This window comes from Pseudescherichia sp. (assembly GCF_031979925.1).
In the GTDB taxonomy this organism is placed as follows: domain Bacteria; phylum Pseudomonadota; class Gammaproteobacteria; order Enterobacterales; family Enterobacteriaceae; genus Pseudescherichia.
In genome coordinates this window covers 38,889-62,294 of sequence record NZ_DALZFB010000003.1, presented here as the reverse complement: position 1 = coordinate 62,294, position 23,406 = coordinate 38,889, and the positions used below count along the sequence as shown (strand labels likewise).

Sequence of the window (23,406 nt, the reverse complement as noted above, 5' to 3'; positions counted from 1 at the left end):
CGCTACGCTTACCCGGCCTACGAAACATACCCTCGTCTGGGAGCTACTTCTCCAGCGGCCAGAGCCACGCCGCGCCACGGACGCCGCTGGAGTCACCGTGTACCGCCTTGCGGATCGGCGTTTCGCACTCGCCGCCAAACACCCAGTTTTTGATCAGCTGCGGCACGGTTTTATAGAGTCGGTCAACGTTGCTCATGCCGCCGCCGAGGACGATCACATCCGGATCGAGAATATTCACCACGTGCGCCAGCGACTTCGCCAGCCGCAGCTCGTAGCGACTCAGCGCCAGTTCAGCCACGGCATCTTGCTCGCCCACCAGGCGAATAATCTCGTTGCCCTTCAGCGGCTGGCCGCTCAGGCGATGAAAATCACGGGCAAAACCGGTCCCGGAGATAAAGGTCTCAATGCACCCCTGCTTACCGCAGTAGCACGGCACCTCCTCCCGGTAGCGCAGCTCATCCTCGTCCATCCACGGCAGTGGATTATGTCCCCACTCTCCCGCCGTGCCGTTGCCACCTGAATGGGCATGACCGTTAAAGGCGATCCCCGCCCCGCAGCCGGTACCGATAATCACCGCGAAAACGGTCTGCGCCCCGGCCGCCGCGCCGTCGATAGCCTCCGAGACCGCCAGGCAGTTGGCATCGTTAGCCAGACGCACTTCACGGCCCAGGCGTTTGCTCAGGTCTTTATCAAACGGCTGGCCGTTCAGCCAGGTGGAGTTGGCGTTCTTGACCACCCCGGTATAGGGCGAGATTGAGCCGGGAATACCCATCCCCACCGTGCCCTGCTGGCCGGTCTCTTTCTCCGCCATGTCGACCAGCGTGGCGATGGTTTCGATGGTCTGCTGATAGTCGTCACGCGGCGTGGGCAGGCGGTGACGGAACAGCTGTTCCCCCCTGTCGCCGAGCGCAATCACCTCTGTTTTGGTACCGCCCAAATCAATACCTATACGCACAGCGATCTCCTTATTTTTAGCAATATCAAGAGAGTAGAACCCCGCCGGGGGATTAGCAATGCAAGCGGCAAGACAATTCGCTATCATGCCCGCTGCATTTAACGACAAGGCTGTGGAAAATATCATGCTGTGGTTCAAAAATTTAATGGTTTACCGTCTCAGCCGCGATATTGCGCTGCGTGCAGAGGAGATGGAAAAACAGTTATCCGCGCTCTCATTTACCCCTTGCGGTAGCCAGGATATGGCAAAAACCGGTTGGGTTCCGCCGATGGGTTCACACAGTGATGCTTTGACCCACACCAACAACGGCCAAATCATCATTTGCGCCCGGAAAGAAGAGAAGATCCTGCCGTCATCGGTCGTCAAACAGACGCTGGAATCAAAGATCGCCAAGCTGGAAGCCGATCAGGGCCGCAAGCTGAAGAAGACCGAAAAGGATTCCCTGAAGGATGAGGTGCTCCACTCTCTGCTGCCGCGCGCCTTTAGCCGCTTCAGCCAGACCATGATGTGGATCGATACCGTTAACGGCCTGATTATGGTCGACTGCGCCAGCGCCAAGAAGGCGGAAGATACGCTGGCCCTGCTGCGTAAAAGCCTCGGTTCGCTGCCGGTAGTACCGCTGACGCTTGAGAACCCTATCGAACTGACCCTGACCGAGTGGGTGCGCAGCGGAAGCGCGGCGCAGGGCTTCCAGATCCAGGACGAGGCCGAGCTGAAGGCGATCCTCGAAGATGGCGGCGTGATCCGCTGTAAAAAGCAGGATCTGGTGAGCGATGAGATCGCGGTACACATTGAAGCAGGCAAGCTAATCACCAAGCTGGCCCTCGACTGGCAGCAGCGTATCCAGTTTGTGATGTGCGATGACGGCTCAATCAAGCGGCTGAAATTTGCTGATGAGCTGCGCGACCAGAATGAGGACATCGACCGGGATGATTTCGCCCAGCGTTTTGACGCGGACTTTATTCTGATGACCGGCGAGCTGGCAGCGCTGGTGCAGAGTCTGGTAGAAGGCCTTGGCGGCGAAGCGCAGCGCTAAGACAACAGGCACTGTCCCCTCGGTGCAGGGGACAGGCAGAATGCGTTACAGGTAGCGGCAGAGGTAGGCGCTATCTTCAGCCACCTGCAGATGAAATTCGCTGTGGCCCGGCACGTTGAACACCTCACCAGCAGAGTAGGTTTTCCATTCGGTTTCGCCGGGCAGCAGTACGTTCAGCGCGCCGCTCACCACCGTCATCTCTTCCGGCTGGGCCGTACCAAACGTGTACTCACCCTCGGCCATCACGCCTACGCTGGCGCGGCCGGTGCTGCTGCTGGTAAAACCAATGGATTTCACTTTACCGGAAAAGTATTCGTTACTCTGAAGCATAGGTGGCCCTTATAAATAAGTGTATGGAAAATCACTATAGGGGCCAGCCTTCCTCTCTGTCACGCGAAATTGCTATAACAGCAGCTCTGATGCCAGACGGGCGACTAGCACGTTAGAGAGCAGTACTGGCACGTCCAGCGCTTTTTGCAGCAGGTCGCGGTGTTTTTGGTGATAGCCAAGGCAGTCCAGCATTAATACATCAGCGCCTTTGGCAATTAAGGCCCGTCCAGCGGCGAGCAGCTCGCTGTCGCTACCGTGCAGGGTGCAGGCAACTTCATAGTAGGGAGCGTGTTCCAATATCTGCCACTTCTCTTCCTGTCCTGGGATCAGCCCGGCCAGCGGAACAATGACGCCAACCTGGTGGCCATCAACAATTGAAGAGACCAGCGGCGGAATGATGCGCTGCGGCTCAAGTAAAATTGCGTTACGGGCGGAGAGACCGATAAAGTGCTCGGTGCTCATCAGTAAAATAACGTCGTAATTCTGCTTATCGATGACGCTGATAACGGCCTGCAAATCGCGCTCTATTTTCTTACGTGAAACCTGAGCCACTTCGCCATTGTTCAACAACGCATGGACAGGCCTCTCCCCCGGCTCAATGGCATAATCCTCGTAAACATCCTGAGGATCCATTTTCCCCAGCAAACTTATTTGGGTGATCTGCTGCTCGTCGATGTGCTCGGTCAGGAGCGGCATCACAGCATCGACAGGCACCACACCCACGGTGAGGATAGCCAGGGTTGCACTCATCTTTGTTTCCGCCTTTCTCTACGTCGGTTTTCGGTTCTTATAATTATGATACTGACCTATGCTCTCATAACAATTCTGTAACCTTCAACCTCCCGCTTCCTAAAGGCTGTCTGAATTTATGAAGCGGGAGAAAATACATTACGTTTTATCAGGATCCTCATAGCGCCGTTTAGCATCCAGCGCTTCCTGCTCGGTCTGGTGCTCGCTAATCAGCGAATCGGGCTCCGGGTGGTCAGCACGCAGCTGATACCAGGTCACAGTCTCCTGCTGGCCTCCCTTCTCGACGGTAACAATGCGGGCTTCTCGCGGGTAAGGCGGTCTTGTAGGCATAGCGCTTCCTTTTTTATTGGTAGAGCTATGAGTATAGCCAAAGGTCACGATCTGCGATCAGCTCGCCCGGGCGAGCAGCAGCGCCGCCTGAATATCAGCAACTACCTTCTCAGGTGCCTGCGCTGCATCCACTATGTGGTGCGCCGCCTCGCGGTAGAGCGCATCGCGCTGGGCCAGCACCTCGCTCACCTCTTCGCTTATCGGCCTGCCGGTGAGGGTCGGACGCTGTGCCTCTTCAGGGAATGCCGTCAGCCGCTCGGCCAGCACCGCAACGGGGGCGCAAAGATAGATGACGACGCCCGTCTCACGCATAAAGCGGCGGTTAACCTCGCTGAGAATGATACCGCCGCCGGTGGCAATGACCGTCGAGGGCGCAGAGACGGCTTGTAGCGTTGCCGTTTCACGGGCGCGAAAACCGGGCCAGCCCTCTTTTTCAACGATCGCCGCAATGGTCATCTGCGCCTGCTCCTGCAGCGCATAGTCGGTATCAATAAACCGGCAGTCTCGCACCTGAGCCAGCTCAACACCGATGGTGGATTTTCCACAACCGCGAGCGCCAATTAAAAAGATGGGTAACGTCATGACCTGGTGTTCTCCCTTGTACCGCGATCTGCGGAACACGAATAGTTGAAGCGCCAATACTATTACACTAGTACGAAAAAGTCGTAAATAAAACGTTACGAATTTATAATGACACTGCGATGAATGGCCTGTTACAGCGTGTAAAGATAAAATGGCATCTGTCGCGCCACCTTACTTTAAAGGGCGTCCCGTTGACAAGTCCTGCCGCGATCGCGCCAGCAGCCATTTGTCCAGCTCGGCAGCAAAGAGCTGGCGATCGCGTTGAGAGAGGCTATCCGGCCCGCCGGTTTGCACCCCGCTGGCGCGCAGGGTATCCATAAAATCGCGCATCGTCAGTTTTTCGCGGATGGTCGCCTCGCTATAGCGCTCTCCCCGTGGGTTAAGCGCCGCCGCCCCCTTCCCTAACACCTCTGCCGCCAGCGGAATATCAGCGGTGATCACCAGATCGCCCGGTTCGCACAGGCGCACAATTTCGTTATCGGCCACGTCAAAACCCGCCGGCACCCGTAGGGAGCGAATGAACTTTGAAGGCGGTACGCGCAGGGTCTGGTTCGCCACCAGCGTCAGCGGCGTCTGCGTACGTTCGGCTGCGCGAAACAGGATCTCTTTAATTACATTCGGACACGCATCCGCATCCACCCAAATTGCCATAGCTGCTCCTGAATAGTTTATGTTCGCTATGATAAGCTATAACTCCCCCATTAATCACACATTCAGGGAAAAGGTGATGGAGAAAAAGATCGGATTTATCGGCTGCGGCAATATGGGTCAGGCCATTCTGGGCGGGATGATTGCCAGCGGCCAGGTGCAGCCAGAGCAGGTTTGGGTCTATACCCCGACGCCGGAGAAGGTGGCGGCCCTTAGCAGCCAGTACGGCATTAACCCGGCGCAGAGCGCGCAGGAAGTCGCGCAGATCGCCGATATCGTGTTTGGCGCGGTGAAGCCCAACGTGATGATCAAAACGCTGAGCGAAATTACCTCCAGCCTGAACAAAGATACGCTGGTGGTGTCGATTGCCGCAGGCGTCACCTTGGATCAGCTGGCGCGCGCCCTCGGCCACGATCGCAAAATCGTGCGCACCATGCCTAACACCCCGGCGCTGGTGAATGCGGGCATGACCTCCGTCACCCCGAACGCGCTGGTGACGCCGGAAGACGTTGCCGAGGTGCTGGCTATTTTCCGCAGCTTTGGCGAGGCGGAAGTGGTGGCTGAATCGATGATCCACCCGGTAGTAGGCGTCAGCGGCTCCGCCCCAGCCTATGTCTTTATGTTTATCGAAGCGATGGCTGACGCTGCCGTGCTGGGCGGTATGCCGCGCGCGCAGGCCTACAAGTTTGCTGCTCAGGCGGTAATGGGATCGGCGAAGATGGTGCTGGAGACCGGTAAACACCCCGGCGAGCTGAAAGATATGGTCTGCTCACCGGGCGGCACCACCATTGAGGCGGTGCGGGTGCTGGAAGAGCGCGGGTTCCGCGCCGCGGTGATTGAAGCCATGAGCAAGTGCATGGAGAAATCTGACGCGCTGAGCAAGCTTTGAGTGCCTACGCCGGGCGGCTCTGCGTTTGCCCGGCCTACGTTGGGCACGGTGCGGTATGTAATGGCAGAACTCAGGCGGCCACCTCCGTGCGGTTGCGGCCGCCTTTTTTTGCCTTATAGAGCGCCATATCAGCGGCCTTAAGCCAGTCGCGATAGTGCTCCGTGCCTGGGGTAAGCGGCGCGAGACCCACGCTGATTTGCAGCGTCAGATGCGGCGCGCAGGGTAACCGGATCTCCCCCAGGGTATCGTGGACCCGGCTCATCGCCGCAAGCGCGCTGTCGACCGGCGTACCGCTCATGATTACCGCAAACTCGTCGCCGCCAAAGCGCCCAATAATATCACTCCCGCGCAGGGTCAGCTGTAGATGGCGGCTAATGGCGATAATCGCCTCATCCCCCACGTCATGACCATAGGTATCGTTGATGGTCTTAAAGTAATCCACATCGATAAGCAGCAGCGTTGCCATCCGCTGGTTGCGTCGGCAGCTTTCGAACTCGTTACGCAGCAAAATTTCCCAGTGCCGCCGGTTATAGACGCCAGTCATGCCGTCGCGGGTGCTCATGATCCGCAGGCGCTGCTTCTGCCTGGCGAGCCGGGTAAACGTACGAAAGCTAACCCAGGCAAACAGCGGTGGGTAAAGCAAGATAAACGGCAGGCAGAGCCACCACTCCAGCGGCGCGCTGGTGAAGGTTATCGCCGTGCCGGTAAGCTGAAGCATCACCAGGCTCGCACCCAACAGCAGGACGATGCCGATGCCGAACAGTCGCGGTCCGCCCATGCCCATCAGCATCAGGCTGACCATCATCACCAACACCGCTGACGGCATGATATTTATCCCCATCACGCCAATCCAGATCCCCGCCAGGATTGCATCAATTTTGAGGTTATTGATTTCGGCAGCGTGAGGATCGCTTGAGCGGCTCGCCAGCTGCCAGGCAAGATGGGGCCAGACAAAAGACCAGCTCAAGAGAAATAGCCACCAGCCTCCAGCAACGGGCTGGGAGGTCATCGCGCCGCCTAAGGGAAAAAAGAGGCATCCAAGGCCAAAAATACGCGGCAATCTGAGTCGCCGCGCAAAAAGCTGGCCAGACAGGAAGTGCTCGTCCTGGCTGGGGGTATCAACCCACTCCTTGTTTACTGCCGTTTTAGAATAAAGATTGTTATCATTCATCATTATTGGGAATATTCTGAAACATTTCCCAAAATTATAGAGAGGTGCGGCGGAGAGAAAGTATGATATTTCGGGTGAGAGGAAGATCACACTCACCCGATAGGGCTAAGCTTACCGGGAGCGTGGGTGGTGCAGGAGCTTATTAAGGTACTGCTGCAGCAGCTCGGTATCCTGACGAGGGACCTGCGAGTCAGGGCTGACCGCTTCCAGCGCCCCTTCAATACTTTGAATTAATGCCTGCTGCTCCGGCTGTGCCATATGACGCAGCAGAGCCGTCACGACAATCTCCAGCGCCTCCACCTGCGCAACCAACTCCTTTGACTCTTCTTCCTTTTCCGCCAGCTTAACCAGCAGCTCTGCAATCAGGTTTTTCATCGCGTACTATCCCCATACACAATTTTTTAAAATTTTCATCCAAATTTATCATGGCACGTAATGTAAAAATAACTTTTTTAACCGCTATTTTTGCGTCACGCCGGCGGCAGCCCGACGGGTCTGCCTGAGGACGATGGCCAGCTGCCAGATATTGATCAAGAACACCACGGCGGTAGCGATAAATACCCAGCGGAAACCCGCCATCGCGGAGATGCTGGCCCCCATCAGCGGTCCGGCGACGTTGCCCAAATACATAAAGGATTGGTTATAGCCAAAGATACGGCCGGTCACCTGGTCACTGGAGTATTTCAACAGCAGCGTCTGCACCGCAGGCAGCATTGCGCCATCGGCAAACCCCAGCATGAAGCGTAAGATACCGAGCTGTAGCGGCGTGGTCACGAACGACATGGCAAAAAAGAGCGCTACCGCGCAGATTAACGTCGCCATCAGGATCCGCGCCGTGCCTATCCGGTCTCCGAGCTTGCCGAGACGGGGGGCCGACATCAGCGCCGAGACGCCCGGCACGGCGGCAATCATGCCGCTGAGAAAGGCGATATTGCTGCTGTCCGGGGCCAGCGACTGGACGAACAGCGCCAGAATCGGCCCTACCGAGCCGTTACAGAGCTGGATCACCATAGTGGTTAAAAACAGGCTTAATATGAGCTTTGGATAGGGCAGACTGGCAAATACCGCCTTGCCGGTCAGGCGCTGCGCCTTGCTGACTTTGGGCCGACCGCCCTCTTTAATCAGGAAAAGGGTTACCAGAAAGCTGACCATCAGCAGCGTGGCAGTAATGAAAAACACCGCCCGTAGACCAACGTGATCGGCAAGAAAGCCCCCCAGCAGCGGGCCGCCAATGACGCCGCTGATCTGCGCCGTGGAGAGCGTACTGAGCGCCCAGCCGCTGCGCTCGCGTGGCACCTGCGAGGCCACCAGCGCCATGGCGTTAGGAATATAGCCGGAGGTCAGCCCCATGATTGCCCGCAGAAACAGCAGCTGCCAGACGTTGGTGGCAAAGGCCTGCAGCAGAATGGCGATAGCCATTCCCAGCGAGGCGCGGAGCAGCATTAGCTTACGCCCCTTGCGGTCAGCAAGGCTTCCCCACATCGGCGAGACGATGGCCGATACTAAAAAAGTCACGCTAAAGGTCAGTCCGGACCAGATCGACAGCGCCTCGTGCGAGGTCACGCCCATCTCGGCAATATAGAGCGGCAAGAATGGTAAAATCTGGCTGATCGCAAGGCCGGTAAAGAAGCAGCCAAACCATACCGAAATAAGATTAACCTTCCAGGATTCCATAAGCATCTGCAATTATTCAGGTTTTAACAGCAGACTCCAGCATAGCATAAGTGTGGATTATGCTTAGCGGCACTTAACGGCATAATCCATACCCACGCATCCCAAGGTGAAAGTGGTTGGCATGGGCGGCATTATACTCCGGGCCTAAGCCGTTGCCGTAGTAGCCGCAGCTGGCGCTGAGCATCGCCCGCAGCCAGGGCTGGGTTTTATCCTGTTTCCAGCCGCGCAGCACCGTTACCTGCTGCCCGTTTGCCAGGCGAAAACCGCTGATGTCCAGCGCCTCGGCGGTGGCGTGCTCGCTCAGCCGGGCGTTGGCGCGATGGTAAATGTTGCGGCAGGCGTAGCTGCCAAGATGGTCGATGCGCACCAGCTCAGTGGACATGTAGCGCTCGGTCAGCGGCCGGGCCTGCTGCTGCACAAAGAGCGCCGAGCTAAGCGCCAGCGGGCAGGAGGCGAGAAAGCTACTGCTGAGTTTTACCGGACCAAAATCCCGGACCCGTACGGTGTTGGTCAGCGGACAGTTGCCGGTGCTGTCGGCGACGGGCTGAGAAGCAATCAGCCTCTTTTGATTGGCCTCCACGAGCAGGGCGTCACACTGCTCGGGCGTCAGCCGCTTAAGCTTAAACTGGGTGATGCGGCCCGGCGGATCGTCGAGACGCAGCGGTACAAACGGATTGTAGTACGAAGGCAGGTGGCGATAGCCTACCACCCCTGCCCCCACGATAAGCAAAAAAACGATCGCTCCTGTCCCTCTCACGCGCTCCCCCTTTAATCACCTAAAAACATTATGGCAGAAGGCCGCGAAACACGCGTTTTGCCGTGGTAAGGTATCTTTTTTCGAGCAATAAGAGTGGATGTGGTGATGGCAAAAATGCGGGTAGGGATCGTCTTTGGTGGTAAATCGGCGGAGCATGAGGTGTCGCTCCAGTCGGCAAAAAATATTGTTGATGCTATTGATAAGAGCCGCTTCGAGGTGCTGCTGCTGGGGATCGATAAGCAGGGTCAATGGCACATCAACGACGCAACTAACTATTTACAGAACGCCAGCGATCCGGCCCGTATCGCATTAAATCCCTCTGCGATTAGCGTCGCACATATTCCAGGCAGAGAAACGGCGCAGCTTATCAATGCCGAGAGCGGCGCTGCTCTACCCACCGTGGATGTGATCTTTCCTATCGTCCACGGCACGCTGGGCGAAGATGGTTCCCTGCAGGGGATGCTGCGAATGGCCAATCTACCGTTCGTCGGTTCCGGCGTGCTCGGCTCGGCCGCCTGTATGGATAAGGACGTCACGAAGCGCCTGCTGCGTGACGCCGGACTGAAGATTGCCCCCTTTATCACCCTCACCCGCGCTAACCGTCAGCAACGCTCTTTTGCTGACGTACAGACGCAGCTGGGCCTGCCGCTGTTTGTTAAACCGGCCAACCAGGGCTCATCGGTAGGCGTTAGCAAGGTGACCAGCGAGGCGCAGTACTATGCCGCCGTCGATCTTGCCTTTGCGTTCGACCATAAGGTAGTAGTGGAGACCGGCATTAAGGGGCGGGAAATTGAGTGCGCCGTGCTGGGGAACGATAATCCCCAGGCCAGCACCTGCGGTGAGATCGTGCTCAACAGCGAGTTCTACGCCTACGATACCAAATATATCGATGACAACGGTGCACAGGTGGTGATCCCGGCGGCAATCGATCCGGCGGTGAACGAGGCCATTCGCCAGACCGCCGTGGCCGCCTACGAGACGCTGGGATGCGCAGGCATGGCGCGGGTCGACGTCTTCCTGACTGACGAGAACGATATTATTATCAACGAGATTAACACCCTGCCCGGCTTTACCAATATCAGCATGTATCCCAAGCTGTGGCAGGCCAGCGGCCTGGGCTATACCGATCTGATTAGCCGCCTGATCGATCTGGCGTTAGAGCGCCATCAGGCCGATAGCGCCCTGAAAAGTACGATGGCTTAATCCTGCGAATCTGCCGCTGTCTCCTCCTCGGGACGGCGGCGAATAATCAGCCCCGCCAGCCAGAAGCTAATAACCCAGGTCACCAGACCGACCGCGTAAGTTTGCCAGCCCTGCGCCTCAAACCCCAGCAGTCCAACCACGCCGTTAAGAATAAAGATCAGCCCAATAGCAAAGGCGTAGTAGTGCCAGTCACGGCGGATTTTGGCAGGCAGTTTCATAGCATCTCCGGTAGAGAAAAACAGCATCTGAGCATATTACCCACCGCAAGCCCCTGACGCATGCGGAAAATCCGAAATCGTTAATAAAACGCAACAAAAGTCATGATTTTGTGACTGGAGATGTAAAACCTTAAATGGGGCTAATAATAATGCGTAAATTGTCACCAATCTGATATTGACAATCGTTGTGACCTGTCAAAATCAACGTGAATTACTGGTGCATTGCCAGCTCAATAACGCGTATCGGAGGTCACTATGGCAGAATTTATGATGTCGAAGCCCTTTGCCAACGAGAAGAGACGAGACGCCTCCACGCCAGGCAATATCGCGTATGCGGTCTTCGTGCTGCTCTGCTTCTGGGCAGGTGCGCAACTGCTAAACGCGCTGATTCACGCCCCAGGTGTGTTTGAGAATTTTATGCAGATGCAGGAGAGCAATCGGCCACGCATCGATATGGGACTCGGCGTAGGCACGATCTTTGGTCTGGTTCCTTTTCTCATTGGCAGTGCCCTGCTTGGCGTTATCGCCCTGCTGCTGCGCTGGCGTCACTACTAGCGTGACGCCGTAATAATGTTAATTCCCTTGCATACAGCGCGCCCGACGATCGTCCACGCGCTTCGCAAACCAGGCTGTTGTCAGGTTGCGGGTGATCTTCGGGCTCTCAAGCTGAATGCCTGGCAGCAGCGCTTTCGGTAGCGTTTTCCCGCTTTTCTTCTCCGCCAGTCGATAGACCCCTTTGTAGAGTTCGGTCTCCTCAAAATCCTGACTATCGCCCCGCTCCAGCTGGTCACGGATCTGGGCGTCTCTGAGCCCCAGCGCCGGTCCCAGCTTGCGTACCGCCCGCTCGGTGCTGCCCGCCTCACGACTGCCGTAGAGGATCACATCCCCGTCCAGCGCCAGCTTCACGCCGCTGGCCTTGCTGACCGCGCTCTGGAAGGCAGCGTTGCGGCTGGCATACCAGCCAGCGTTGAAGTCGGCAAAGCGGTAGAGCGGCTCGCTGTAGCTGGCCGGATAGTTAAGCAGGTGGTACGTCCCGAACCAGAGGCCGCCGCGCCGGGAGAAGACCTCCTGACGCACGGTGCCTTCCATCTTCCACGGATAGCCCCGGGTATGCTGTTCGGCAAAAGCGATACTGACCTGCATCGGCCCGCCGGTGTGCACCGGATTGAGGGAGCCAAACAGCGTCTGCCCCAGCGGAACGATATTGATCAGGTCATCGAAGATCGCGCTAAGCTGCTTCTCGGTTTTGACGTTATCGAGCCGCTCGGCGTAGCTTTTGCCGTTGGGCGAAGGGACCTTCAGCGCGGTGCGCACCACAAAAGCAGGAATGTGCAGCCGCCCGGCGCGCTTCTCAATCTCCTGCCAGGCGATCTTGTTTAGCCCCGGCACGGCAGGATCGGCCTGATAGTTCGACTCCTGCTGGGCCACTGCCAGCACCGAGCAGACGTTCTCCCGCGTTGGCGCAAGGGACTGGCTCTTGAAGGTGGTGGCAAGATCCTCAGCCCAGGCGTCACGATCCTTTACGCTGGCAGGGATCTTCTGCCTCACCAGCTTCGCCACGTCGATCGCCTTCTCGCCCTCTTTGAGCGGCGGCGGGCGCGAGGTGCTACAGCCGACGAGGATCAATCCCGCCAGCAGGGTTAAACTGCGTGATGCTTGCATAGCCGCTCCGGTCATTAGCTGAGTGAGGTTGTCGCGTGTACGACATCCTCGCCGTCAAGTTCACGCTCGAAGGTACGTAAACGCTTATAGATAGACATCAGTTCCACCAGCGTGGTCCAGGAGTTGATCAGATACTGGAACGAGCTGCGTACCTGGTCGAAAACGTTAGTGATCTGGGTCATCAGGCCGAGGGTAATCGTACCGGCAACAATCGACGGAAACAGCAGGAACAGGCCGAAAACGTTGTCGATTTGCAGATAGAAGATGCGCGCAATGTTGAAGTACATGTAGTGGAAATAGAGACGGAAGTAGTTCCGACGCACCGCGGCAAACAGCTCGTGCACGGTGGGCGGCGAGGCGCGCTCAGGGTCATCCTCGCCGTAGACCAGCTCTTTACGGTAGGCCGCTTCGACGCGCTGGTTTTTAAACTCCAGCCCCGGCAGCTTGATCCCCACTACCGCCAGCAGACCGGTGCCGATCAATGACCAGAGAATGGCGGCGATCACCAGCCCGTAGGGAACGTGGCCGACGATCGGCAGCTCCGGCACGTGCGGGGACAGCGCCACGAGGATCGGCAGGAATGCGATCAGTTTCATCACCGCATTGAGCAGGCTGACGCCCATATCCTCCAGCGTCGAGGAGAAACGCATGGTGTCCTCCTGCACACGCTGGGCCGCGCCCTCGATATGGCGCAGGCGGTGCCAGTTGGCCATATAGTATTCGTTCATGGCCGTACGCCAGCGGAAGACGTAGTGGCTGACGAAAAAGTTATTCATCACCGCCACCAGCACCGCAATCATCGCAATGCCGAGGAACACCCCGACCTCATGATAGAACTGACCAATGGTCACCTTATGCGGTGCGCTGAGGGCACTCTGGATCAGATCGTAAAACGGCGCGTACCAGGCGTTGATCGCCACGCTCACTTCGACCATAAACCAGGTGACAAAGATAATCAGCGCGGTGCCGAGAATCGACCAGCGCTGCCAGCGGTGCGGGGCGTAAGTAAACCAGAAGAGAGCAAACGCGCCCACGCACAGGGCATAGTAAGCATAAAAGATCAGATAGCTGCCGGACCAGAAGCGCGCGGCGCTGGCCGGTACATCCTTAGATGCGCCTGCGAGGCGGGTTAACCACTCTCCGCCGCCCGCCTGCCAGAAGATGACGGCGATCAGCGCCCACAGGATCGCCGAGAGCAAAAACGGCCCCGGCTTGGGAAAAAAAGATTTAAACATGAAATTCTCCTGCGACAGCTCACTCTTATTGTGTTGTTGATTCGCTATGGGTATGAAAATACCGAAGCCAGTGAGATTACCACAAGCGCTTCATGTCAAAAGAAGACATTGTGTTGCAGGAAAAAAGCGTCTGTTTACCCGGCGTTACGCTTGCCCGCAAAATAAAGCGCTTTTCTGGGCTTTGCAACGCGCCGGTAAGTAGTATAAATACGCTCTATCTCTTTAACTTTTTTTGATGGATGCTGTCGTTGAAACGTTGCCTGCTTTTGTCCACTCTGTTGTGCGCTCTGACCTTTTCATCAGTAAATGCGGCACAGACCTCTCCCGATCCGGAGTTTGCGTCCGACGTTGTTGATCGCTATGCCAACCATATCTTCTACGGCAGCGGCGCAACCGGCATGGCGATGGTGGCGATCGACGGCAACCAGCGCGTATTCCGCAGCTTCGGTGAAACACGTCCGGGTAACAACGTGCGCCCGCAGCTCGACTCGCTGATCCGTATCGCCTCTATCTCCAAGCTGATGACCAGCGAGATGCTGGTAAAGCTGCTCGATCAGGGTGTGGTAAAGCTCAACGATCCACTCAGTAAATATGCCCCTCCCGGCGCACGGGTACCGGGCTGGCAGGGATCGCCGATCACCCTGGTGAACCTTGCGACCCACACCAGCGCCCTGCCCCGCGAGCAGCCCGGCGGCGTAGCCCACCGCTCGGTCTTCACCTGGCCAACGCGCGAGCAGCGCTGGAACTGGCTCTCGACCGCGACGCTGAAAACGGCCCCCGGCTCGCAGGCCTCTTACTCAAACCTGGCCTTTGACCTGCTGGCGGATGCGCTGGCTAACGCCGCAGGCAAGCCCTACTCCCAACTGTTTGACGAGCAGATCGCTCGTCCGCTAGGGATGAAGGACACCACCTTTACCCCCTCGCCGGATCAGTGCCGTCGCCTGATGGTGGCGGAGAAAGGCGCTAGCCCCTGCGACAACACCCTGGCAGCCATCGGCAGCGGCGGCGTCTACTCCACGCCGGGAGATATGATGCGCTGGATGCAGCAGTTCCTCTCATCAGATTTTTACGCCCGCAGCAACCAGGCTGACCGGATGCAGACCCTTATCTATCAGCGTAATCAGCTGACCCGCGTGGTGGGCATGGACGTGCCGGGTAAAGCCGACGCGCTGGGGCTGGGCTGGGTCTACATGTCACCAAAAGAGGGCCGGCCGGGGATCATTCAAAAAACCGGCGGCGGCGGCGGATTTATTACCTATATGGCGATGATCCCGAAGAGCAACGTCGGCGTGTTCGTGGTGGTGACCCGCTCGCCCCTGACCCGTTTTAAAAACATGAGCGATGGGGTTAACGACCTGGTCACCGAGCTAAGCGGCAACCGGCCGCAGATCGTTCCCGCCTCCTGACCCTCTCTCCGCTCCGGGGTAGATAACGCCTGTTTTGGCGAAACACCCCGGGGTTGATTGGGTTATAATAGCCCTCTGATTCACCAACCTCAGGCATACCATGACCGATTTAATTTCCCGTCCGCGCCGCCTGCGCAAGTCTGCCCCGCTGCGCGCCATGTTTGAAGAGACAACGCTGAGCCTCAATGACTTTGTATTGCCCATCTTTGTTGAAGAAGAGCTGGACGACTATAAAGCTATCGAAGCCATGCCAGGCGTGGTGCGCATTCCAGAGAAGTATCTCGCCCGTGAGATCGAGCGCTTCGCCAACGCGGGCATTCGCTCGGTCATGACGTTTGGTATTTCACACCACACCGACGCCACCGGCAGCGACGCCTGGCGTGAAGATGGCCTCGTGGCGCGTATGTCGCGGATCTGTAAAGACGCGGTGCCGGAGATGGTCGTCATGTCCGATACCTGCTTCTGTGAGTACACGTCACACGGCCACTGCGGCGTGCTGTGCGATCACGGCGTGGATAACGACGCAACCCTGCTCAACCTGGGCAAGCAGGCAGTGGTTGCCGCTGCCGCCGGAGCCGATTTTATAGCGCCTTCCGCCGCAATGGATGGCCAGGTGCAGGCAATTCGCCAGGCGCTGGATGCCGCAGGCTTTACCGATACGGCGATCATGTCCTACTCCACCAAGTTTGCCTCCTCCTTCTACGGTCCGTTCCGTGAAGCAGCCGGCACGGCGCTGAAGGGCGATCGTAAAACCTACCAGATGAACCCGATGAACCGCCGGGAAGCGATCCGCGAGTCGCTGCTCGACGAAGCGCAGGGCGCTGACTGCCTGATGGTTAAGCCAGCAGGTGCATATCTCGACATCCTGCGCGACATCCGCGAGCGCACCGAGCTGCCTCTCGGCGCGTATCAGGTCAGCGGTGAATATGCGATGATCAAGTTTGCGGCCCAGGCCGGGGCTATCGACGAGGACAAAGTGATCCTCGAAAGCCTGGGTGCGATCAAACGCGCCGGTGCAGATCTGATCTTCAGCTACTTCGCGCTGGATCTGGCCGAACGGAAAATCCTGCGTTAAACAGCCATGCCCGGCGGCGCTCTGCGTGCCGGGCCTACAAACCGCACCGTACCCACCATCGGCCGGGCAAACGCATTGCCGCCCGGCAATGCAGCATCAATACAATAACGCCCGGCGGCGCTACGCTTGCACGGGCCTACAAACTGAAGCGGACTCGCTACGTTTTTCACCACGCCGGGGCAGGCTGCACCATTGCCCCGTGCGTTTCGGTGCACTGTATTTAACGCACTTTTTTCATTCTATTGAAATTGCTGTGGTTAATTTTCTGGCACCGCCTTTGCAGGCTCCCGGTTAACTGTGTAACGGCGAGGCAGCAAATGATGACGACACCTACAACCACACTGAAAAGAACGCTCGGCAGCTTCCGTCTCTGGGGAATTGCCGTTGGGCTGGTGATCTCCGGTGAGTATTTTGGCTGGAGCTATGGCTGGTCGCAGGCGGGCACGATGGGCTTTCTCGTCGTGGCGCTGGCTATTGCGGCAATGTACTGCGCCTTTATCTTTAGCTTTACCGAACTAACGACCGCTATCCCCCACGCGGGTGGTCCCTTTGCCTACGCCTACCGCGCCTTCGGGCCGACCGGCGGGTTTATTGCCGGTTTTGCCACCCTGATCGAGTTTGTCTTTGCCCCACCGGCAATTGCGATGGCCATCGGGGCCTACCTGAACGTGCAGTTTCCGGCGCTGGATGCGAAATGGATCGCCTGCGCCGCGTACGTCATCTTTATGACGCTGAACATTCTCGGCGTCGGTATTGCGGCCACCTTCGAGCTGATCGTCACCCTGCTGGCGATCTTCGAGCTGCTGGTGTTTATGGGCGTCGTTGCGCCGGGCTTCTCGTGGGATAACTTCACCGCTAACGGCTGGGCAGGCGCAGAGAGCTTTAGCGGCCTCGCCCTCTCCGGCATGTTTGCCGCCATTCCGTTTGCTATCTGGTTTTTCCTCGCCATTGAGGGCGCTTCAATGGCAGCGGAGGAGGCGAAGGATCCTCAGCGCACCATTCCACGTGCGCTGGGCGGCGGTATTCTGACCCTCACCGTGCTGGCGGTTGGGGTGATGATCTTTGCTGGTGGCGTCGGCGACTGGCGTAACCTCGCCAACATCAACGATCCGCTGCCGCAGGCGATGAAGGTCATTGTCGGTAACAACAGCGGCTGGCTGCATATGCTGGTCTGGCTGGGGCTGTTTGGTCTGGTGGCGTCGTTCCACGGTATCATTATGGGCTACTCACGGCAGATCTACTCCCTGGCACGAGCGGGCTATCTGCCAGCCAGCCTGGCGACGCTGAACCGTAAGACCCGGACGCCGCACCTGGCGATTCTGGCGGGGGGCGTGGTGGGCATCGCGGCTATCTTCTCGGACTCGGTAGTTACCATCAGCGGTATGCCGCTCACCGCCTGCATCGTGACGATGTCGGTGTTCGGCGCTATTGTTATGTATATCACCTCGATGGCCGCGCTGTTCAAACTGCGCCGCAGCGAACCTAACTTGATCCGGCCCTTTAAAGCGCCGCTCTTTCCCTATGCACCGGCGTTTGCGCTGGGCATGGCGGTGCTCTGCCTGGTGGCAATGGTCTGGTACAACCCGCTGCTGGCGCTGATTTTTGCGGCGATGATGCTGGCTGGCTACCTGTGGTTCCGCAGCACGGCCACGGCCCGCGAGCGCGCCGGGCTGGATCCACAGCTGCGCGCCCTCTCCTGAGGAGGCGACATGTATAAAACCGTTCTGGCGCACCGCACCTACCGGTTCGCCAGTTTGAAAACGCTGCTGGCGAAAGCCTCCCCGGCCCGCTCCGGGGATGTGCTGGCAGGCATCAGCGCCAACTCTGCCGAAGAGCGCATGGCGGCGAAGATGGCGCTGGCCGAGGTGCCGCTGCGCGAGATCCTGGCTAACCCGCTGATCCCTTATGAAGCGGATGAGGTTACCCGGCTGATTATCGATACCCACGATGGCGACGCGTTCTCTACCATCAGCCACCTGACGGTAGGCGACTTTCGCGACTGGCTGCTGGACGATGCCACCGATCCCCTTACCCTAAGCCGCGTGGCCCGTGCCATTACGCCGGAGATGGCCGCCGCCGTCAGCAAGCTGATGCGCAACCAGGATCTGATCCTCGCCGCCAGCCGATGCCGGGTTGTGACCCGCTTTCGCAACACTATCGGCCTGCCGGGTCACCTGAGCGTGCGTCTGCAACCCAACCACCCTACCGACGATCTGAAAGGCATCGCCGCGAGTATGCTCGATGGCCTGCTCTATGGCGCAGGGGATGCGGTGGTCGGCATTAACCCAGCCAGCGACAGCCTGCCGGTGCTCGAGCGGCTGAACCATATGATGGATGACATCATTAGCCGCTTTGCTATTCCCACCCAGTCCTGCGTGCTGACGCACGTCACTAATACCCTGGCACTGATAGAGCGCGGTGCCCCTGTTGATCTGGTGTTCCAGTCGGTGGCGGGCACCGAGGCGGCAAACAGCGGCTTCGGCATTAACCTGGCGCTGCTGGCGGAGGCCCGGGAAGCCGCCCTGAGCCTTGGGCGCGGCACGCTGGGCAACAACGTAATGTATTTTGAGACCGGCCAGGGCAGCTGCCTCTCCGCCAACGCCCATCATGGCGTCGATCAGCAGACCTGCGAGGCGCGGGCCTATGCCGTGGCGCGCCATTTCGATCCGCTGCTGGTCAATACGGTGGTGGGATTTATTGGCCCGGAGTATCTCTACGATGGCAAACAGATCGTTCGCGCCGGGCTGGAGGATCACTTCTGCGGCAAGCTGTTGGGCCTGCCGATCGGCTGTGACGTCTGCTATACCAACCACGCTGAGGCGGATCAGGATGATATGGACACTCTCCTGACGCTGCTGTGCAACGCCGGGCTGACCTTCCTGATTGGCGTCCCTGGGGCAGATGACATCATGCTCAACTATCAGAGCACTTCATTTCACGACGCGCTCTACGCCCGGCGGCTGCTGGGGTTGAAACATGCCCCGGAGTTTAGCGAGTGGCTGATGAAAATGCAGATTATCGATAGCGCTGGCCAGCTGCGGCTCACCGGAGCCAATCATCCGCTGCTAAGCGTGCTGCCGCCTGAGGGGGTAAACGTATGAATCATCCTGACGCCTGGTCGCTGCTGCGCGAGTTTACCGATGCCCGTATCGCCCTGGGGCGCAGCGGTGCAAGCCTGCCGACCCGGGAGGTGCTCAGCTTCGGCCTTGCTCACGCCCAGGCTCGTGACGCGGTCCACCAGCCTTTTGACAGCGAGCCGCTGGCGCAGAAGCTTACGGCGCTGGGCCTGCAAACCCTGAACGCCCACAGTGCCGCAGCGGATCGGCATATTTACCTGAATCGTCCGGATCTGGGACGCAGGCTGAGCGACGAGTGCCGCGAGGCACTTCAGGCCAGCCGGGTACCCGCCCACGATCTGCTGCTGGTGATTGGCGACGGACTCTCCTCCCATGCGGTGCATCGCCAGGCGGTAGCGCTGATTACTGCCCTGCTGCCCTACCTGCAGACGCTGGGGCTGACCATCGGGCCGGTAGTCCTGGCGCACCAGGCGCGAGTGGCGCTGGGAGATGAGATTGGTGAGACGCTGAAGAGTAGAGCGGTAGCGATGCTGATTGGCGAGCGCCCCGGATTGTCGTCCCCGGACAGCCTGGGCGTCTACCTGACCTGGCAGCCGGAGCGCGCCCGTATGGACTCAGAGCGCAACTGCATCTCCAACATCCGCCCGGAGGGGCTGAGCCACGAGGCCGCCGCGTTTAAGCTCGCCTGGCTGCTGGAGCAGGCTTTTTTACGCCGCCTGACTGGCGTTAAGCTAAAAGATGAGAGTGATAACCCGGCGCTGCATGAGCGGGTTAAACCCCGCCTTGCGGGATCAGTGCCCTGCCAGGGCTAAGCCTTCACCTGCTTTACCGGCCAGCAGACCGGCGCGACGCCGTTGAGGGCCGGTTTGGCAAACAGGTAGCCCTGGAAGTGTTTGATTCCGGCAGCCTCCAGCCAGCACCACTCCTCTACCTTCTCGACCCCTTCCGCCACAACGCTGATCTCCAGCTCGGCGCAGCACTTCACAATGGCGTTAACAATCGCCTGCTTCGGGCCATGCAGATGGATATCGGTTACGATGCTACGGTCAATCTTTAACTCGCCCGGCTGGAACTTGGTAAGCAGTGACAGTCCGGCAAAGCCCGCGCCGAAGTCATCGATCGCCAATCCAATACCCGCCGAACGCAGCTGCATAATCGCGATGGTAAACTCGTCGTAGCCGGAGATCACCTCGTCTTCGGTCACCTCGACAATCACCTGCTCAGGAACCAACCCGTGCCGGGTGATCTGCGCCAGCAGGATATCCACCGCGCCAGGAATGTTGACCAGCGACATCGGCAGCAGGTTAATTGAGAGCTTATGGCTGCCGATGCCAATTTGTTTCGCCAGCGCAAATGCCCACTCCTTTGACAGGAGGTCGGCCTCATGAATTTTGTCCGGTGGAATAGAAGCAAAGTAGTCCTGCGGCGAGCCGCCGTTTGGGCTACGGATCAGCGCCTCAAAAGAGCTAATCTGCCCACGCAGCGGCTCCACGATGGGCTGAATGGCGAACTGGCATGGCTGATCGGGGAACAGGAACGGCAGGGTTTGCACCAGCGGCGTCTCGACGGGTACAAACGCCCAGCGTTCAGGCTCATTCCGGGTGGGGTACTGTTCGCGCCAGCTGCCGCGCAGGAATGATTTAATAAACTTATAGACCCGCCCGTCACAGGCGAGATTGAACTTCAGCGCCCCGGCGATAATCACCGAGCGCAGCACCGATCGTGGGCTGTCATAGCGGAGATCAAACAGCGACATGCCAGGGTCTTCAAAGTGCCGCTTGGGGGCATAATCGCGCATCAGCTCAACCACATTATCGTGCCGCAGATCGCGATTGATTTTGGCATACAGACTATTCACATCTGCCAGCGGACCTTCAAGCACCTGAAGAAAATGGGTCCCGTCGAAAAGTAAAATACCGGAGATCTGCAACTCTGCGTTGCGGCTCTGCGCCAGGCACACCAGTTCGCCTAACTTTGACGCATCAAAGTCGGGGCTCAGGCGGCTCCGGTAAATCAGTGTAGAAATCATAATGTTCAGATCCTTTACGACAGGTGACGCAATCAGTATACCTTGCGGTGAAGGCTTTACGCCTCTCTCTGTGCCCTCATTGCAGCACTCTTCTTACAGAAAAATCGGTATTCTTTCGCCATAAAACCTGGTGCGACATTTTGCTGCAATACTTAAGAAGATTCGTTCTATTCATGATGCACAGAAGGAATAGCCAACAATGACAACAGAGCAACAATTTTGCCAGCAATTCATGGAAAAACCGTTGGATTTTCTGGCAAATGAACTGGGTAATCTTTTAACGAGCAAAAAACTGCGCCTGACCACGGCGGAGTCATGCACCGGCGGTTTGCTCGGCTCCACGCTATGTGCAGCGAAAGACACTCCTTCTTTTTTCGGCAGCGGATTTATAACCTTTACGGATGAAGCGAAGATGACGCTGCTAAATGTGAACCCGGAGACACTTGCTAAACATACCGCCGTCAGTAAAGCCACAGTGGAGGAGATGGCAACGGGTGCGGTGAGAGTATCAGGTGAGGATGTCGGCATTGCCGTTAGCGGCTACGGCGGCCCGGATGGCGGCGAAGACGGCACGCCTGCCGGCTCCGTCTGGTTTGGCTGGGCGCTACCGGGTAATAAAGTTGATTCAGCACTTCAGCACTTTGACGGCGACTGCACCGAAGTCCTCGCGCAGGCGGTAAAATATGCCATCGTCGCGCTGCTCTTCAAGCTGGGCTACTCGTCCGATGGCCGTTCTGAAAATTGATTGAATCAGGGCCTGGTTTACGCCCGCTGCATCGCTGCCGCCGCCACGACACCGTTGCGCCCCCGTCTTTTGGCGGAATAGAGTGCGGTATCGGCCTGATGAATCACGCCGCTGGCAATAAGATGCAGCGGGCGCTCTTCGGTCACCATACTGCACTCGTTAAGGGTTGCTATGCCGATGCTGATAGTCAGATAACCGGTTGGGCTGGCAGAAAGAGGAATACGCAGCGCGTTAATGCTTTCACGCATTCTCTCCGCCATCGCCAGCGCCCCTGCGCTGTCGGTACGCGGCAGGATCACTAAAAACTCCTCTCCCCCGTAGCGGCTGACGTTATCTTCAGGTTGACGGCGGGCCGCCACCAGCGCGTCGGCAACCGTGCGCAGGCACGCATCCCCCGCCTGATGACCGTAGGTGTCATTGTAATGTTTGAAATAGTCGATATCGGCCAGACAGACCGAGAGCGGAAACTCCTCATCCAGGGCGTTAGTGATGGCGTTAGAGAGACATTCGTCCATATAGCGGCGGTTGAACAGGCCGGTAAGATGGTCATGCTGGGCATGCCGTTGCAGGATGGCATTGGCGCTGGCGAGCTTATGCTCTGCGTGGCGGCGCTCGGTGATATCTACCCAGGTGACCGACAGCCCGATGACATTACCGGCCGCGTCATGCACCGGCACGGAGTGGGTATCGTAGCAGCGCTTGCGCCAGACGATCTCACGGCTGGGGATCTCTGCCCCGGTGTCGGCAAGAGCAAAAGCGGACTGAAACTGTTGCCAGCAGCCCGGCATCAGGTCGGCAATGTGGCTTTTAGCGGCCGCGGCAGCAGCGTTATCCATCAGCTGCGCCATCGCTTTGTTAGACATCACCACATGTCCCAGCCGGTCAAGCATACAGAGCGCGACGGGAGTCATGTCATAGATGGTCTCCAGCTGTAAAACGCGCTCGCCGAGGGTGGAGATATTACGGTCAATGCCCCGGTAGCCGCGTAGCTCGCCCTGCTCATCAAACAGCGGAACACCGCTGGTTTCGAGCACGACAATTCGACCGTCAGTACGTTGGTTACGGTTAACCAGCCCGGAGAACGGGATACGTTTAGCGACAATTTCACCAAAGGCGCGACCAACGCGCTCGGCTTCGCCGGGGGGCATAAAGTCAAAAGGGGTACAGCCAATCACCTCTTCTGGCGAGACCCCTAGCAGGCTGGTTACTACTTTAGAAGACCAGGTATAACGCCCCTGGGCATCAACTTCCCACACCCAGTCCGAATTGTTATCAAGTAGATCAATGAGATGCTGTGTATCGACACTGCTGGAATCAGATGGCTTCTTATCATCATTCATGATTAATACTAACGTTGCCCCCACTAAAAGGGATCTGGTTACGTAACATGGGGCCTGCCTTTAGCCGAGGACAATATTTTCGGTCATGACAATAATGCGAAAGCATGAAATTCTCAATTTCCGCCCGGTATTATAAGCCACCTTAACCATTCTCTTCATCTGCCACAGACAGGTTATCGTATTGTTATGGCCCTGCCTTTAGGAATCGTTATAACTTTTTACCGTTTTTGCCGCAGATCTGCCTGTATGGAGGTTGGCAAGGCCGCCGGTAAGTGAAGATTGATAATAAGGACT

The 23,406-nt window shown here is 57.9% G+C and carries 26 protein-coding genes; 10 read left to right on the top strand and 16 right to left on the bottom strand.

Annotated elements, in window-relative coordinates; genetic code table 11:
- Positions 1-43 precede the first annotated feature (43 nt).
- Positions 44-955, bottom strand: coding sequence for a fructokinase (gene mak / locus RTM13_RS06560; protein ID WP_312211126.1), 912 nt, complete (start codon positions 953-955; stop codon positions 44-46).
- Between the two features lie 124 nt (positions 956-1,079).
- Between mak and rdgC the strand changes: the two genes are divergently transcribed.
- Positions 1,080-1,991: a recombination-associated protein RdgC gene (gene rdgC / locus RTM13_RS06555; protein ID WP_312211125.1), complete on the top strand. Its 912-nt coding sequence runs from the start codon at positions 1,080-1,082 to the stop codon at positions 1,989-1,991.
- A gap of 45 nt (positions 1,992-2,036) precedes the next feature.
- Here rdgC and ppnP read toward each other — a convergent pair whose 3' ends face one another.
- The 5 genes from ppnP to RTM13_RS06530 form a co-directional block, all read right to left on the bottom strand.
- Positions 2,037-2,321: a pyrimidine/purine nucleoside phosphorylase gene (gene ppnP, locus RTM13_RS06550; protein WP_268108926.1), complete on the bottom strand. Its 285-nt coding sequence runs from the start codon at positions 2,319-2,321 to the stop codon at positions 2,037-2,039.
- Between the two features lie 72 nt (positions 2,322-2,393).
- Complete coding sequence (locus RTM13_RS06545; protein ID WP_312211124.1) at positions 2,394-3,071, bottom strand: AroM family protein; 678 nt, start codon at positions 3,069-3,071, stop codon at positions 2,394-2,396.
- A 138-nt stretch (positions 3,072-3,209) separates the two neighbouring features.
- The gene (gene yaiA, locus RTM13_RS06540) at positions 3,210-3,401 is read right to left on the bottom strand and encodes a protein YaiA (RefSeq protein WP_312211123.1); all 192 of its coding nucleotides are present in this window, start codon (positions 3,399-3,401) and stop codon (positions 3,210-3,212) included.
- Between the two features lie 57 nt (positions 3,402-3,458).
- Positions 3,459-3,983, bottom strand: coding sequence for a shikimate kinase AroL (gene aroL / locus RTM13_RS06535; RefSeq protein ID WP_312211121.1), 525 nt, complete (start codon positions 3,981-3,983; stop codon positions 3,459-3,461).
- Positions 3,984-4,154: 171 nt separating this feature from the next.
- Positions 4,155-4,634, bottom strand: a complete 480-nt coding sequence (locus tag RTM13_RS06530; RefSeq protein WP_312211119.1) for a YaiI/YqxD family protein — start codon at positions 4,632-4,634, stop codon at positions 4,155-4,157.
- 76 nt (positions 4,635-4,710) lie between these two features.
- Between RTM13_RS06530 and proC the strand changes: the two genes are divergently transcribed.
- Positions 4,711-5,520, top strand: coding sequence for a pyrroline-5-carboxylate reductase (gene proC / locus RTM13_RS06525; RefSeq protein ID WP_312211118.1), 810 nt, complete (start codon positions 4,711-4,713; stop codon positions 5,518-5,520).
- Between the two features lie 70 nt (positions 5,521-5,590).
- Here the strand turns inward: proC and adrA are convergent, their stop codons facing one another.
- The 4 genes from adrA to RTM13_RS06505 form a co-directional block, all read right to left on the bottom strand.
- A complete protein-coding gene (gene adrA, locus RTM13_RS06520) occupies positions 5,591-6,706 on the bottom strand; it encodes a diguanylate cyclase AdrA (protein ID WP_312211608.1) in 1,116 nt (371 codons plus the stop codon).
- Between the two features lie 96 nt (positions 6,707-6,802).
- Positions 6,803-7,066, bottom strand: a complete 264-nt coding sequence (gene iraP / locus RTM13_RS06515; RefSeq protein WP_312211117.1) for an anti-adapter protein IraP — start codon at positions 7,064-7,066, stop codon at positions 6,803-6,805.
- Between the two features lie 84 nt (positions 7,067-7,150).
- Entirely contained in the window at positions 7,151-8,365 is a 1,215-nt protein-coding gene (locus RTM13_RS06510; RefSeq protein ID WP_312211116.1) for a multidrug efflux MFS transporter, read from the bottom strand.
- A 73-nt stretch (positions 8,366-8,438) separates the two neighbouring features.
- Positions 8,439-9,122 (bottom strand): extensin family protein, encoded by a 684-nt coding sequence (locus RTM13_RS06505; RefSeq protein WP_312211115.1) that lies wholly within the window; start codon positions 9,120-9,122, stop codon positions 8,439-8,441.
- Positions 9,123-9,227: 105 nt separating this feature from the next.
- On the opposite strand from RTM13_RS06505, the gene ddlA reads away from it, so the two are divergent.
- A complete protein-coding gene (ddlA, locus tag RTM13_RS06500) occupies positions 9,228-10,325 on the top strand; it encodes a D-alanine--D-alanine ligase (protein WP_312211114.1) in 1,098 nt (365 codons plus the stop codon).
- Here ddlA and RTM13_RS06495 read toward each other — a convergent pair.
- On the bottom strand, positions 10,322-10,543 hold the full coding sequence (locus RTM13_RS06495; protein WP_312211112.1) for a DUF2754 domain-containing protein: 222 nt from the start codon (positions 10,541-10,543) through the stop codon (positions 10,322-10,324). The genes ddlA and RTM13_RS06495 overlap by 4 nt on opposite strands.
- 255 nt (positions 10,544-10,798) lie before the next feature.
- Here RTM13_RS06495 and RTM13_RS06490 point away from each other — a divergent pair, with 255 nt between their 5' ends.
- Complete coding sequence (locus tag RTM13_RS06490) at positions 10,799-11,098, top strand: DUF2755 family protein (RefSeq protein ID WP_312211110.1); 300 nt, start codon at positions 10,799-10,801, stop codon at positions 11,096-11,098.
- Between the two features lie 18 nt (positions 11,099-11,116).
- Here the strand turns inward: RTM13_RS06490 and RTM13_RS06485 are convergent, their stop codons facing one another.
- Positions 11,117-12,205 (bottom strand): DUF1615 domain-containing protein, encoded by a 1,089-nt coding sequence (locus tag RTM13_RS06485; RefSeq protein WP_312211108.1) that lies wholly within the window; start codon positions 12,203-12,205, stop codon positions 11,117-11,119.
- Between the two features lie 14 nt (positions 12,206-12,219).
- Complete coding sequence (gene sbmA / locus RTM13_RS06480) at positions 12,220-13,440, bottom strand: peptide antibiotic transporter SbmA (protein ID WP_312211107.1); 1,221 nt, start codon at positions 13,438-13,440, stop codon at positions 12,220-12,222.
- Between the two features lie 248 nt (positions 13,441-13,688).
- On the opposite strand from sbmA, the gene ampH reads away from it, so the two are divergent.
- Together ampH and hemB are read left to right on the top strand one after the other, a co-directional pair.
- On the top strand, positions 13,689-14,846 hold the full coding sequence (ampH, locus tag RTM13_RS06475; protein ID WP_312211105.1) for a D-alanyl-D-alanine-carboxypeptidase/endopeptidase AmpH: 1,158 nt from the start codon (positions 13,689-13,691) through the stop codon (positions 14,844-14,846).
- Positions 14,847-14,946: 100 nt separating this feature from the next.
- A complete protein-coding gene (gene hemB, locus RTM13_RS06470; RefSeq protein WP_312211103.1) occupies positions 14,947-15,921 on the top strand; it encodes a porphobilinogen synthase in 975 nt (324 codons plus the stop codon).
- Here hemB and RTM13_RS06465 read toward each other — a convergent pair.
- Positions 15,918-16,136 (bottom strand): hypothetical protein, encoded by a 219-nt coding sequence (locus RTM13_RS06465; RefSeq protein WP_312211101.1) that lies wholly within the window; start codon positions 16,134-16,136, stop codon positions 15,918-15,920. The two genes, hemB and RTM13_RS06465, sit on opposite strands and share 4 nt — an antisense overlap.
- A gap of 105 nt (positions 16,137-16,241) precedes the next feature.
- Here RTM13_RS06465 and eat point away from each other — a divergent pair, with 105 nt between their 5' ends.
- From eat to eutC, 3 genes are read left to right on the top strand one after another with little or no spacing between them, the layout of a single operon-like run.
- Positions 16,242-17,621 carry an ethanolamine permease gene (gene eat / locus RTM13_RS06460; protein WP_312211607.1) on the top strand — a complete coding sequence of 460 codons (1,380 nt, stop codon included), beginning with the start codon at positions 16,242-16,244 and terminating at the stop codon, positions 17,619-17,621.
- Positions 17,622-17,630: 9 nt separating this feature from the next.
- Complete coding sequence (locus tag RTM13_RS06455) at positions 17,631-19,022, top strand: ethanolamine ammonia-lyase subunit EutB (protein ID WP_312211099.1); 1,392 nt, start codon at positions 17,631-17,633, stop codon at positions 19,020-19,022.
- Positions 19,019-19,810: an ethanolamine ammonia-lyase subunit EutC gene (gene eutC, locus RTM13_RS06450; RefSeq protein WP_312211097.1), complete on the top strand. Its 792-nt coding sequence runs from the start codon at positions 19,019-19,021 to the stop codon at positions 19,808-19,810. The genes RTM13_RS06455 and eutC overlap by 4 nt, the downstream gene beginning before the upstream one ends.
- Here eutC and RTM13_RS06445 read toward each other — a convergent pair.
- The gene (locus tag RTM13_RS06445) at positions 19,807-21,027 is read right to left on the bottom strand and encodes a diguanylate phosphodiesterase (RefSeq protein WP_312211095.1); all 1,221 of its coding nucleotides are present in this window, start codon (positions 21,025-21,027) and stop codon (positions 19,807-19,809) included. The genes eutC and RTM13_RS06445 overlap by 4 nt on opposite strands.
- A 199-nt stretch (positions 21,028-21,226) precedes the next feature.
- On the opposite strand from RTM13_RS06445, the gene RTM13_RS06440 reads away from it, so the two are divergent.
- Positions 21,227-21,772, top strand: a complete 546-nt coding sequence (locus tag RTM13_RS06440) for a 2-oxo-tetronate isomerase (RefSeq protein WP_312211094.1) — start codon at positions 21,227-21,229, stop codon at positions 21,770-21,772.
- A 17-nt stretch (positions 21,773-21,789) separates the two neighbouring features.
- Here RTM13_RS06440 and RTM13_RS06435 read toward each other — a convergent pair whose 3' ends face one another.
- Positions 21,790-23,112 (bottom strand): diguanylate cyclase, encoded by a 1,323-nt coding sequence (locus tag RTM13_RS06435; protein WP_312211092.1) that lies wholly within the window; start codon positions 23,110-23,112, stop codon positions 21,790-21,792.
- Positions 23,113-23,406 lie beyond the last annotated feature (294 nt).

Coding starts and splice junctions, on each gene's coding strand:
- yaiA (WP_312211123.1), bottom strand. CDS start 3,401: ATGCCTACAAGACCGCCTTACCCGCGAGAAGCCCGCATTGTTACCGTC.
- eutC (WP_312211097.1), top strand. CDS start 19,019: ATGAATCATCCTGACGCCTGGTCGCTGCTGCGCGAGTTTACCGATGCC.
- eat (WP_312211607.1), top strand. CDS start 16,242: ATGACGACACCTACAACCACACTGAAAAGAACGCTCGGCAGCTTCCGT.
- RTM13_RS06490 (WP_312211110.1), top strand. CDS start 10,799: ATGGCAGAATTTATGATGTCGAAGCCCTTTGCCAACGAGAAGAGACGA.
- RTM13_RS06485 (WP_312211108.1), bottom strand. CDS start 12,205: ATGCAAGCATCACGCAGTTTAACCCTGCTGGCGGGATTGATCCTCGTC.
- rdgC (WP_312211125.1), top strand. CDS start 1,080: ATGCTGTGGTTCAAAAATTTAATGGTTTACCGTCTCAGCCGCGATATT.
- aroL (WP_312211121.1), bottom strand. CDS start 3,983: ATGACGTTACCCATCTTTTTAATTGGCGCTCGCGGTTGTGGAAAATCC.
- ppnP (WP_268108926.1), bottom strand. CDS start 2,321: ATGCTTCAGAGTAACGAATACTTTTCCGGTAAAGTGAAATCCATTGGT.
- RTM13_RS06545 (WP_312211124.1), bottom strand. CDS start 3,071: ATGAGTGCAACCCTGGCTATCCTCACCGTGGGTGTGGTGCCTGTCGAT.
- RTM13_RS06435 (WP_312211092.1), bottom strand. CDS start 23,112: ATGAATGATGATAAGAAGCCATCTGATTCCAGCAGTGTCGATACACAG.
- RTM13_RS06530 (WP_312211119.1), bottom strand. CDS start 4,634: ATGGCAATTTGGGTGGATGCGGATGCGTGTCCGAATGTAATTAAAGAG.
- RTM13_RS06495 (WP_312211112.1), bottom strand. CDS start 10,543: ATGAAACTGCCTGCCAAAATCCGCCGTGACTGGCACTACTACGCCTTT.
- hemB (WP_312211103.1), top strand. CDS start 14,947: ATGACCGATTTAATTTCCCGTCCGCGCCGCCTGCGCAAGTCTGCCCCG.
- iraP (WP_312211117.1), bottom strand. CDS start 7,066: ATGAAAAACCTGATTGCAGAGCTGCTGGTTAAGCTGGCGGAAAAGGAA.
- proC (WP_312211118.1), top strand. CDS start 4,711: ATGGAGAAAAAGATCGGATTTATCGGCTGCGGCAATATGGGTCAGGCC.
- ddlA (WP_312211114.1), top strand. CDS start 9,228: ATGGCAAAAATGCGGGTAGGGATCGTCTTTGGTGGTAAATCGGCGGAG.
- sbmA (WP_312211107.1), bottom strand. CDS start 13,440: ATGTTTAAATCTTTTTTTCCCAAGCCGGGGCCGTTTTTGCTCTCGGCG.
- RTM13_RS06440 (WP_312211094.1), top strand. CDS start 21,227: ATGACAACAGAGCAACAATTTTGCCAGCAATTCATGGAAAAACCGTTG.
- RTM13_RS06455 (WP_312211099.1), top strand. CDS start 17,631: ATGTATAAAACCGTTCTGGCGCACCGCACCTACCGGTTCGCCAGTTTG.
- RTM13_RS06510 (WP_312211116.1), bottom strand. CDS start 8,365: ATGGAATCCTGGAAGGTTAATCTTATTTCGGTATGGTTTGGCTGCTTC.
- RTM13_RS06445 (WP_312211095.1), bottom strand. CDS start 21,027: ATGATTTCTACACTGATTTACCGGAGCCGCCTGAGCCCCGACTTTGAT.